The sequence below is a fragment of the Pseudomonas sp. RW10S2 genome, from assembly GCF_014268985.1.
Taxonomy (GTDB): Bacteria; Pseudomonadota; Gammaproteobacteria; order Pseudomonadales; family Pseudomonadaceae; genus Aquipseudomonas; species Aquipseudomonas wayambapalatensis.
On sequence record NZ_JABWRO010000160.1, the window covers coordinates 1 to 10,532 of the forward strand.

11 protein-coding genes are annotated in these 10,532 nt (G+C 64.6%); 4 read left to right on the plus strand and 7 right to left on the minus strand.

Annotated elements, in window-relative coordinates; translation table 11 throughout:
* Positions 1-82 precede the first annotated feature (82 nt).
* Positions 83-574: a DUF523 domain-containing protein gene (locus HU729_RS23630; protein ID WP_186711708.1), complete on the minus strand. Its 492-nt coding sequence runs from the start codon at positions 572-574 to the stop codon at positions 83-85.
* Positions 561-1,193 (minus strand): 2OG-Fe(II) oxygenase, encoded by a 633-nt coding sequence (locus HU729_RS23635; protein ID WP_186711714.1) that lies wholly within the window; start codon positions 1,191-1,193, stop codon positions 561-563. Before HU729_RS23635 ends, HU729_RS23630 begins: the two co-directional genes overlap by 14 nt.
* Before the next feature lie 113 nt (positions 1,194-1,306).
* On the opposite strand from HU729_RS23635, the gene HU729_RS23640 reads away from it, so the two are divergent.
* A complete protein-coding gene (locus tag HU729_RS23640; RefSeq protein ID WP_186711709.1) occupies positions 1,307-2,059 on the plus strand; it encodes a DUF2059 domain-containing protein in 753 nt (250 codons plus the stop codon).
* On the opposite strand, the gene HU729_RS23645 is transcribed toward HU729_RS23640, so the two are convergent.
* The gene (locus HU729_RS23645; RefSeq protein ID WP_186711710.1) at positions 2,052-2,981 is read right to left on the minus strand and encodes an alpha/beta hydrolase; all 930 of its coding nucleotides are present in this window, start codon (positions 2,979-2,981) and stop codon (positions 2,052-2,054) included. The two genes, HU729_RS23640 and HU729_RS23645, sit on opposite strands and share 8 nt — an antisense overlap.
* 112 nt (positions 2,982-3,093) lie before the next feature.
* Here HU729_RS23645 and HU729_RS23650 point away from each other — a divergent pair, with 112 nt between their 5' ends.
* The 3 genes from HU729_RS23650 to HU729_RS23660 all read left to right on the plus strand — a co-directional run bounded on the left by HU729_RS23650 (position 3,094) and on the right by HU729_RS23660 (position 7,050).
* Positions 3,094-3,657 carry a DUF6436 domain-containing protein gene (locus tag HU729_RS23650; protein ID WP_186665511.1) on the plus strand — a complete coding sequence of 188 codons (564 nt, stop codon included), beginning with the start codon at positions 3,094-3,096 and terminating at the stop codon, positions 3,655-3,657.
* A gap of 93 nt (positions 3,658-3,750) precedes the next feature.
* Positions 3,751-6,117, plus strand: coding sequence for a penicillin acylase family protein (locus tag HU729_RS23655; protein ID WP_186711711.1), 2,367 nt, complete (start codon positions 3,751-3,753; stop codon positions 6,115-6,117).
* A gap of 114 nt (positions 6,118-6,231) precedes the next feature.
* Complete coding sequence (locus tag HU729_RS23660) at positions 6,232-7,050, plus strand: alpha/beta fold hydrolase (RefSeq protein ID WP_186711712.1); 819 nt, start codon at positions 6,232-6,234, stop codon at positions 7,048-7,050.
* Positions 7,051-7,092: 42 nt separating this feature from the next.
* On the opposite strand, the gene HU729_RS23665 is transcribed toward HU729_RS23660, so the two are convergent.
* From HU729_RS23665 to HU729_RS23680, 4 genes are read right to left on the minus strand one after another with little or no spacing between them, the layout of a single operon-like run.
* The gene (locus tag HU729_RS23665; protein ID WP_186711713.1) at positions 7,093-7,971 is read right to left on the minus strand and encodes a transporter substrate-binding domain-containing protein; all 879 of its coding nucleotides are present in this window, start codon (positions 7,969-7,971) and stop codon (positions 7,093-7,095) included.
* Positions 7,968-8,741: an amino acid ABC transporter ATP-binding protein gene (locus HU729_RS23670; protein ID WP_186665507.1), complete on the minus strand. Its 774-nt coding sequence runs from the start codon at positions 8,739-8,741 to the stop codon at positions 7,968-7,970. Before HU729_RS23670 ends, HU729_RS23665 begins: the two co-directional genes overlap by 4 nt.
* Complete coding sequence (locus tag HU729_RS23675) at positions 8,738-9,397, minus strand: amino acid ABC transporter permease (RefSeq protein ID WP_186665506.1); 660 nt, start codon at positions 9,395-9,397, stop codon at positions 8,738-8,740. Before HU729_RS23675 ends, HU729_RS23670 begins: the two co-directional genes overlap by 4 nt.
* Positions 9,378-10,043, minus strand: coding sequence for an amino acid ABC transporter permease (locus HU729_RS23680; protein ID WP_065864006.1), 666 nt, complete (start codon positions 10,041-10,043; stop codon positions 9,378-9,380). Before HU729_RS23680 ends, HU729_RS23675 begins: the two co-directional genes overlap by 20 nt.
* Between the last annotated feature and the right edge of the window lie 489 nt (positions 10,044-10,532).

A 10,532-nucleotide genomic window follows, 5' to 3' on the forward strand; every position in this document is an offset into this window, starting at 1 on the left:
GCGGGCAAGCCCGCTCCCACAAGGCCTGTGGTGAGCCCAACCCTGTGGGAGCGGGCTTGCCCGCGAAAGGAACGACACCGAACTACCCGAGTGCCCGTTGCGCCTCTTCCAGCTCCAGCTCGCTGAACACCAGCACCCCTTCCCGGCGCAACAGCGCAGCAACGACACCCTCCCCCGGCACCTTCACCCCGCTGAAACTGCCATCGTAGGTCAGTCGGTTACCGCACGACGGGCTACCGGACTTGAGCACCGCAACCCGAATCCCATGCCGCCGCACCAGCGCCAGGGCCTGCCGAGCGCCGCCCAGAAAGGCCGCACTGACATCCTCGCCAGCCACGGTCAGAACCTGAACCTGCCCATCGAGCACCTGGCCACCCTGCCCGCCCTGGATCTCCGCCGGCGGTCGCGGCGTCGGCAAGCCACCCGCCACCTCCGGGCACAAGGGCACTACACGCCCCTCGGCCTGCCATTGCTTGAGCAGATCGGGGTGGCCGCTGTCGCGTCCGTCATAGCGCACCGGCTGCCCCAGCAGACAGGCACTGACCAGTACCTTGGGCGACTCAGAAGGGATCATTGCCACGGCGCCGGAACCAGCCTGTCAGTGACAGGCGTTCGCGATTGGCCGGCAGGACTTCATGCGGGACTTCACCCGACAGGAACACCACCAGGCTGCCGGCCTCGGGCTGGACGTCATGCTCGACGTCGTCGGCAAGGAACATCCGCAACTGCCCGCCGTCTTCGGCTTGCCAGCGCTCATTGAGATAGAGCACCACCGACACCATGCGCCGGTCGTCGTCGCGAAAACGGTCAAGATGCCTGCGGTAGAAGGCGCCCGGCGGATACAGGGCGAAATGACACTCGAAGTCTTCCAACCCCAGGAACAGCCCTTGGTTGATCGCCTGGCGCAGGTTGTCCATGAGCTCAAGGTAGCGGTCGCAAGCCTCGGCCTGGCCGGGGTCGATCCACTGGATCTGGTCGCCACGGATCGCCTCGCGCACCTCCTGGGCCGCCCCCCTGCCGACACCTGCGGGGCTCAGTTCGCCCTCGGCATGGCGCCTGCGACACTCGGTGGCCAAGGCGCGGGCCAGCTCGAGCGGCAGGAAAAGTGCCTGCTGCGACCAGCCACGGGTGGCCAGGTCGTCGACGATGATCGACAGCAGCGGATGTTCGGGAGAGGTATGCATGGCGCGCATCATATCCATTAGCCATGAGCACGGACAGCGCCACTTGGCCGAGAAGCACGCTGATATCTCGACAAAGGCGTACCACCCCACGGACAATAGCGGCCTGCCGACAGGAGTCCTGAATGCGCCGTTTGTTTTCCCTGCTTGTGCTGATGATCTGCACCATGCCTGTCTGGGCAGACAGCCTCGACCAACTGTACAAGGCCGCCGGCTGGCCCGACCAGCGCGCCCACTTCAATGACGCCATCGGGGCCGCCCAGCAGCGCTACCGCAACAGCCTGCCGCCCGCGGTTTTCCAGGCGCTCGTCGACAACAGCAACCAACGCTTCCAGGCCCAGGCGATGGATCAACGCGCCCAGGCCCAACTGCGCGCCAACCTGAAGAACCCGGCGCCGGCGCTGGCGTTCTTCCAATCGCCACTGGGGCGCAAGGTGGTTGCCGCCGAGCTGCTGGCTACGCGCAAGGACCAATTGACCAAGAACGCCAAGGGCCTTCCCCGCATCCAGGCCAGCGACAACCGTCTGCTGGCCATCGGTCACCTGGCCCAGGCCCTGCCCGCCCGCGAAGCGGGGGCCGAGGTCAGCCTGGCGATCGCCGGAGTTGCCGCCGACAGCCTCAGCTCGATGATCCCCGGCCTGTTCGGCAGCGGCCAGGCCCAGGGCCTGCTCGATGGTCAGCGCCAACGCTTGATGAACGAGATTGGCGAAGACCTGAACAACACCTTGTTGTATGTCTACCGCGAACTGTCCGACGACGAGCTGGAAGCGTTCGCCACCTTCGCCGAATCCGCAGAGGGCAAGGCCTACTACAGCGCCGCGCTGGCTGCAGTGCGTGCGGGGCTGGCCGTCGGCCAGAGCAGCGCCAACCTCAAGTGAGCAGGCGCTGGTCGAGAAAGTTGAAGTAGCGCTGGCGGATATCCGGCAGCTCGTTGGCCAGGTGATGCCGCGCCTCGGGCAGCAGGAGAATCTGCGGCTCGGCGAACTTCTCCTTCAGCACCCTGAGGTTGTATGGCCAGTCCACCGTGCCGTCCGCCTCGCCCTGGACGATCAGCGGCCGACGCCGACTGTGCGGCGCCGCCTCGATGCGCTTGATCCAGGCCATCAGCGCGCCCACCCATGCCGTCGGCAGGCGCCGCGGCTGCAGCGGGTCAGCCTCGAGGAACGCGAGAAACGCCGGGTCGTTGGTATTGGCGCTGAAGCGTCGCTCGATACCATCGACGAAATGACGCAGCACCCGATAACTCAACTTCGACCAGTGCCAGGCCCGCGGCCGCACCAACGGCGCCAGCAGGATCACCTGGCCGTCGGCAGGGCTCTGCTCGCCGCAGTGCAGCAGATGATCGACAACGATGGCCCCACCCGTGCTCTGCCCGCACAGGTGCCAGGGCCGTGGCAGGTCGAGCCTGCGCGCTTGCTCGAAGAGCGCATCGAGCACCTGCTGGTAGACCGCGAAGTCGGCGATGCTGGCCCGCTCGCCGCTGGACAGCCCGTGACCTGGCAGGTCGCAGCCGATCACCGCGAAGCCCTGCTGCAGCGCCCAGCCAATCACATGACGATACAGCCCCATATGGTCGTAGTAACCATGCAGCAGGAACAATGTCGCCACCGGCGCATCCGGCAGCCACACCTGCCCCACCAGGTCGAAACCCGCCACACTGAAGGCGCCCAGCCAGCTTTGCGCCGGCAGGTCGAGGCCATAGAAGCGCTGGTAGTCAAGGGCCTGGGCCGACAGTGGCTGGCGCGCCGCCAGCGGGGCAAGGCTGGTACGCAGCAGGTCGGGGTCAAAGGGTGACGGCATGGAGACATCCACAATGGCGCGAGTATTGATCTGCGATATTCAGCTCTGAGCCCGGTCATGGCAAGCTGGCGTCCCCTGCAGAAGCGGTCGTGTCGTTTTCTACGGAATCACCATGCGAATTTTTACCACGCTGCTCACCACCCTGGTCTGCGCCGCCCTGCTGTGGTGGGCCTACGACAGTTTCCAGTCCCGCTACCTGCGCACCTTCGACAACCAGGCCACGCTGTTCGACGGCAGCCAGTTGCAACTGCCCGCCGAGCTCGCAGGCCCTGGCCCGATCCGCGTCGTGCACTTCTGGGACCCGGCCTGCCCTTGCAACGTCGGTAACCAGCAACACCTGGCCGAGCTGATCGAGCACTTCGCCGCACAGGGTGTGACCTTCCATGTACTGCAAAAGCCTGGCAGTCACGGCCAACTACCCGCCAACCTTGGCGCCTTGCAACCCGTCGGCGACCTGCCCGGCAGCGAATACCTGCCTGCGTCACCGGCTGTGGCGATCTGGGATCGCAAGGGTCAGCTCGCCTATTTCGGCCCTTACAGCGAAGGCGCAGTGTGCAACTCCAGCAACAGTTTCATCGAGCCGGTGATCCAGGCGCTGCTGCAAGGCCGTCAGGTACAGGCCTCCAATGCCCTGGCCAGCGGCTGCTATTGCCCCTGGCAGAAAGAAGCGCAGTAAAGGGCAGACCTGTCACGCCGGGAAGGCTATTCTCAACGCGTTTTGCGGTGTTCAGCAGCCGCTCGCCCCCTCGTCAACGGCACAAGGAATTCTATGAAGCGCAGCCTCACTCTGCTTGCCATCGTCGTGGCCGTAGCCGCGGGTGCCGGTTACTGGTACGTGCACGGCAAGCTGCCGCAGCGCGAGGGCGAAGTGGCTATCACCGGCTTGAGCGCACCGGTCAGCGTGCGCTACGACGAACGCGGTGTACCGCATCTACAGGCGCAGAACGAGCCTGACCTGTACCGCGCCCTGGGCTATGTGCACGCCCAGGACCGGCTGTTCCAGATGGAACTGGTGCGCCGCCTGGCACGTGGTGAGCTGGCCGAAGTGCTGGGTAGCAAACTGGTGCCCACCGACACCCTGTTTCGCAGCCTGCGCATCCGCGAGCAGGCGGCGCGGATGGTCGAGCGCCTGGATCACCAGTCACCGTCCTGGCTCGCACTGCAGGCCTACCTGGACGGCGTGAACAGCTGGCAGGCCAGCCATCCCAAGCCGGTGGAGTTCGACGTCCTCGGTATCCCTGAACGCCCCTTCACCGCCGAAGACACCCTGAGCATCGCCGGCTACCTGGCCTACAGTTTCGCCGCCGCCTTTCGCACCGAACCTGCGCTGACCTATATCCGCGATCAGCTCGGACCCGACTACCTGAAGATCTTCGACCTCGACTGGCAACCTGACGGAGCTCTGCACCCGGCCCTTGCCGCCAACGACTGGCGCGCACTCGAAGGCCTGGCCCGGCTCAGCCACCAGGCGCTTGGCGACGCGGGTATCCCGCAGTTCGAAGGCAGCAACGCCTGGGCTGTCGCCGGCAGCCATACCCGCAGTGGCCGCCCGCTGCTGGCGGGCGATCCGCATATCGGCTTCGCAGTACCGGCAGTGTGGTACGAGGCCGAACTGTCGGCGCCCGGCTTCAACCTCTACGGCTATTTCCAGGCGCTGAACCCCTTCGCCCTGCTCGGTCACAATCGCGACTTCGGCTGGAGCCTGACCATGTTCCAGAACGACGACGTCGATCTGATCGCCGAGAAGACCAACCCCGCCGACACCAACCAGGTCATGGTCGATGGCCAATGGCGCGCGCTGGAGACAACCGAGCAGCAGATCGCGGTCAAGGGCGAAGCTCCGGTGACCATCACCCTGCGTCGCTCGCCCCACGGGCCGATCGTCAACGATGTGCTCGGCGAAACCGCAGGGCAAACCCCTGTCGCCATGTGGTGGGCCTTCCTCGAAACCGAAAACCCCATCCTTGATGCCTTCTACCAGGTCAACCGCGCCGACACCCTGGGCAAGATGCGCGAGGCCGCGGCGAAGATCCAGGCACCGGGGCTGAACCTGGTCTGGGCCAACGCTCGCGGTGACATCGGCTGGTGGGCCTCGGCGCAATTGCCGATTCGTCCGGACGGGGTCAACCCGGCGTTCATTCTCGACGGCAGCACCCACCAGGCCGACAAGCTCGGCTTCTACCCCTTCAGCGCCAATCCCCAGCAGGAGAATCCGCCCAGCGGCTACATCGTCTCGGCCAACTACCAGCCCCCGGCCGCCATGCCGATCCCCGGCTATTACAACCTGCCCGACCGTGGCCGCCAGCTGGATCGTCGACTGGCCGACCCGCAAGTCAAATGGGATGTGCAGAACAGCCAGGCGCTGCAGCTGGACACCAGCACCGACTACGGCCCCCGCACCTTGGCGCCGCTGCTCAATACCTTGCGTGCGATCGCCGAGGGTGACGAACAGAAGGAACTGGTCGAACAACTGGCCGCATGGCGCGGCGACTATCCACTGGATTCGACCAGCGCCACGCTGTTCAACCAGTTCCTCTACGAGCTGGCGTTCGCGGCCCTGCATGACGAGCTGGGCGACACCTGGTTCCAGGTGCTGATCAGCACCCGCGCCATCGACGCCGCGCTACCGCGCCTGGCCGCCGATGCCGACTCACCCTGGTGGAACCTGCGCGGCGGCCACGACCGCACCGACCGCACCGCCATCGTCCGCCAGGCCTGGCAACGCAGCCTGGCGCATCTGCGCGAGCTGTACGGCAGCGACCCGGCCGACTGGCAATGGGGCAAGGCCCACACCCTCACCCATAACCACCCGCTGGGTCAGCAGAAACCGTTGAACCTGCTGTTCAATGTCGGCCCCTTCGCCGCACCGGGCACCCATGAGGTGCCGAACAACCTGTCGGCGAAGATCGGCCCGGCGCCCTGGCCGGTGAACTACGGGCCTTCGACCCGACGCCTGATCGACTTCGCCGACGCCGGGCAAGCGCTGACCATCAACCCTGTAGGCCAGAGTGGCGTGCCGTTCGACCGCCATTACTCGGACCAGGCCGAAGATTATGTACAGGGGCGGTATCACAAGGCGCAGATGGGGGTGATTCCGGCGCGCAGTACCTTGCGCCTGGTGCCACCGGGGCAGTGAACGCGCTGCTGTCGAAAAGCTCACCACCAGAGCAGCCCTAACATGACCAGTTTCACAACCCTTCACACTGCGAACAGGTAACCTGTTCGCCCCTTTCTTCCAAGAGCCTTCCTCATGCAAAAGCACTTCATCGAAATCGACGGCGCCCGCATGAGCTACGTCGACCAGGGCCAGGGCTTCCCGGTGCTGCTGGGCCATAGCTACCTGTGGTCTGCCGCGATGTGGCAACCGCAGATCGATGCGCTGTCGAAACACTTCCGCGTGCTGGTGCCCGAGCTCTGGGGCCATGGCGACTCCGAGGCACCACCAGCCACCACCACCGACATGAGCGCGCTGGCACGCCAGCACCTGGCGTTTCTCGACGCGCTGGGCATCGACAAATGCCATCTGGTCGGCCTGTCGGTCGGTGGCATGTGGGGTGCTGAGCTGGCGATCGAACACCCGGAACGGGTTGACCGCATCGTGCTGATGGACACCTACCTCGGCGCCGAACCTGAAGCCACGCGCCTGAAGTACTTCGGCCTGCTGGATGCCGCCAGCGGCGCAGGGTTCTTCCCTGACCCACTGCTCGACATCGTGGTGCCGATCTTCTTCCATGCCGGCGGCCAGACGGTGCCAGACGTGCGCGAGCAGTTCCGCGCCGACCTCAAGGCCAGCAGCGCCGAGACCATTCGCCAGAGCCTCGACCCGATGGGGCGGGTGATTTTCGGACGCCCTGACCTGCTGGGCCGACTGGGCGAGTTGCCGGCAGAGCGGACCATCGTGGTCTGCGGCGACCAGGATATTCCGCGTCCGCCTGCCGAAAGCAACGAAATGGCACGGATCATCGGCTGCCTGGCGGCGCAGATTCCGTTCGCAGGGCATATCTCCAGCCTGGAGAACCCGAAGGTGGTGAATGAGTTCCTGTTGAACTGGTTGCCGCGTAACCACTGATATCGCCGGGGCTGCAGTGCAGCCCCGCGATTGGCCCCTGACTCACCCCTGCCACTTGCCGCCTTCGACGATCACGCTCTCAGGCTTGGTGTCGTCGCTCAGCTCCTTGCGCACGTACTGGTCATACAGTTTGAGCAGGAACTTCTCCTCGCCCAGCTTGGCCAGCTCGGCATTGACCCAGTCGCGCAGCTCGGTATTGCCCTTCTTCACCGCCGGGGCAATCGGCGCCTCGTCACCCAGCAACTCTGGCAACACGCGGTAACCCGGGTTCTGCTTGGCCCAGCTGAACAGGATCAGGTTGTCCTGGGCATAGGCATCGCCACGACCATTGGCCAGGGCCTGCAGCGATTCGCTGTTCTTCTCGAACTTGAGCAGCTTCCAGTCCGGGTGGTTCTTGGTCAGCCAGATATCGGCGGTGGTGCCGGTGGTGACGATGATGGTCTTGTCGGCCAGGTCATCGAGGGCTTTCACCGGGCTGCCATCGGCCACGATGGCTTGCACCGCCACACGCAGGTTGGGGTTGGTGAAGTCGACCGCTTCCTTGCGCTCCGGGGTGACGGTCATGTTCGCGAGGATCAGGTCGACCTTGTCGCTCTGCAGGAACGGGATGCGGCTGGCCGGTTCCACGGCCACGAACTCGACCTTGTTCTCGTCGCCGAGCAGGTCCTTGGCGAAGCGACGACCGATATCGGTGTCGAAGCCCACATAGCGACCGCTCTCGTTGACGAAGCCGAACGGCGGCTTGTCGGTGAACACGCCGACGATCAACTTATCGCGGGCCTTGATGGTTTCCAGATAGCTGGTGGACGGTGCGGACGTCGCCGCAGCCGACTTGCCCGGCTCCGCGGGTTTGTCGCAACCGGCCAGCAAGGCCAGGCCGAACAGCGGCGCCAGCAGTTTGGTGAAGTGGGCAGTTTTCATGACAGTTCCTTGTGTAGTGTCTTCGGCAGGCTTTCGACGAAGGAGAATTTGTCCAGGAACTGCTGCGCGCGTGCGGTCCGCGGTTGGCTGAAGAAGCTCTCGGGGTCGCTCTGTTCAAGGATCCTGCCGGCCTCCATGAACACGATACGGTCGGCCACCGCCCGGGCGAAGGCCATTTCGTGGGTGACGATGAGCAGGGTCATGCCGTCCCGGGCCAGGCCCTGGATCACCTGCAGCACCTCCTTGACCATCTCGGGATCCAGGGCTGCGGTGACCTCGTCGAACAGCATCACCTGCGGGTTCATGCACAACGAACGAACGATGGCGATGCGCTGCTGCTGGCCGCCTGACAACTGCCGGGGGAAGGCGTCCCGCTTGTCCAGCAACCCCACCCGCGCCAGCAACGCCTCGGCCTGCGCCTGGGCTTCGGCGCGCTCGCGCTTCTGCACCTTGAGTGGGCCGAGCAGCAGGTTGTCGATCACGCTCATGTGGCCGAACAGGTGATAGCTCTGGAACACCATGCCCACCCGCTGGCGTACCTGGCGCCAGTCGGTGCCGGGGCCGAGCAAGTCCTGGCCATCGAGGCGCAGGCTACCGCCATGGGCCTCCTCCAGGCCGTTCAGGCAACGCAGCAGGGTGCTCTTGCCGCAACCGCTGGGGCCGAGGATCACCACCACTTCGCCGGCCTGTACTTGCAGGTCGACCCCCTTGAGCACCTGGTGCTCGCCGAAGAACTTGTTGAAACCCTGGAATTCGATCAATGCGCTCATGAGTGGGCCCAGCGGCGTTCCAGCGCGCGCGAAGCGGCGGAAAGCGGATAGCAGATGAAGAAGAAGAACAGGAACAGTACGCCGTAGATCAGCACCGACTCGTAGGTACGCTCGATGATCTGCTGGCCGGCCTTGATCACATCGACGACGCCGATCAGCACGGCAAGCGAGCTGGTCTTGACGATGCGCGTGTAGATGTTGATGGTGGGCGGCGTCATGCGCTTGAGGGCCTGCGGCAACAGCACGTGCCCATACAACTGCAGGCCCGACAGGCCGATCGACAACCCCGCCTCACGCTGGCCGCGCGGCAGCGAAGCCAGGGCCCCGCGCACCACCTCGCCAACCTCGCTGGCACCCCACAGCCCCAGCACCAGCACCGCGCACCAGAAGCTGGGGATACTCAGCGAAAAGAAGATCGGCAACCCGAAGAACACCAGGTACAGCCAGACCAGCACCGGTATCGCCCGAAACAGCTCCAGATAGATCTGCAAGGCGATGTTCACCGCACGCTTGCCCAGCGTGGCCAGCACGCCATAGAGCACACCACCCAGGGTGGCGAAGACGATGCCCAAGGCCGAGATCGCCAGGGTCTGTCCGGCGCCCTTGGCCAGTTGCGGCAAGGACACCAGCAGCAGCTCAATTGCCGAACTGGCCATGTTGCAGCCTCCTTTCGAGGTGGCGCAGCAGCAGCGACAACGGCAGGAACAGCAGCACGCAGAGCAACGTCAGCACCGCGAGCATCTCGTAGGTCTTGTAGTACAGGGCGATGTAGTTCTTGGTGGTGTAGAGGATTTCCGGCACGGCTACCGCCGAGACCACGGTGGTTTCCTTGAGCAGGAAGATGAAGTTGGCGAACAGCGCCGGCAGGCTGAGGATGCCGGCCTGGGGCAGGATCACGTGGCGCAGCAACTGGCCCTCGGACAAGCCGATGGAACGCCCCGACTCAAGCTGCGCGCGCGGCACCGCTTCGACACCCGCTCGCAGCACCTCGGTGAGGTAGGCGCCGCCCATGAAGGTCATGGTGATGATCGCGGCAGCGAAGCCGGATACTTTCAAACCCAGGGTCGGCAGTGCGAAATAGACGAAGAACAACTGGATCAGCAGCGGCGTGTTGCGTGCCAGCTCCACATAGCCTTTGACCAGCCGCCACAGGTAGGGGGTGCGAAACACCAGGACGGCGGCATTGAACACGGCGACCAGCAGCGAGGTGGCGATGGCGATCAGCCCGACCTGCAGGGTGACGCCGACGGCCTTGAGGAATGCCGGGAGTGTGCTAAGCATGAAGGCAGTGTCGAAGGTCATGGATAACGCCTCGACACAAGGTCACGGAGGTACGACATGGGCAAGGTTCCGGGCCCGACGCGAGGATGGCTCGGCGTCATGGACGATGAAAGGGATGTGCCGGTGAGCACGATGGGTAGACTCTAAAGGCATAAAAAGCTTTCTCTAAATACCCTTATTGCATATTGATATCACCCGACGGGCTAACCGGAAATTTCATACATCCGTCTGGGATCTTTCCCTCGAAATACCTCTCAAAAGGACTTCAGACTGATCGGCCTGCCAGGCCCACAGGGACGACAACGATGAACAGCCCAAGCACACCTGTTTCGAACGAACAACTTCAGTGGTTGCTGGCCCTGCGCAAGGCGCTTGCCGAGCAGCGTTGACGGGGCTCGGGATTGCGGTGCTTTCTTCGCGGGCAAGCCCGCTCCTACAAGAGCCGGTGACGGTCTCGGGATTGGGGCCGCGAAAAGAACACCGCAGCGCCAAAACAAAAACCCCCCCCCC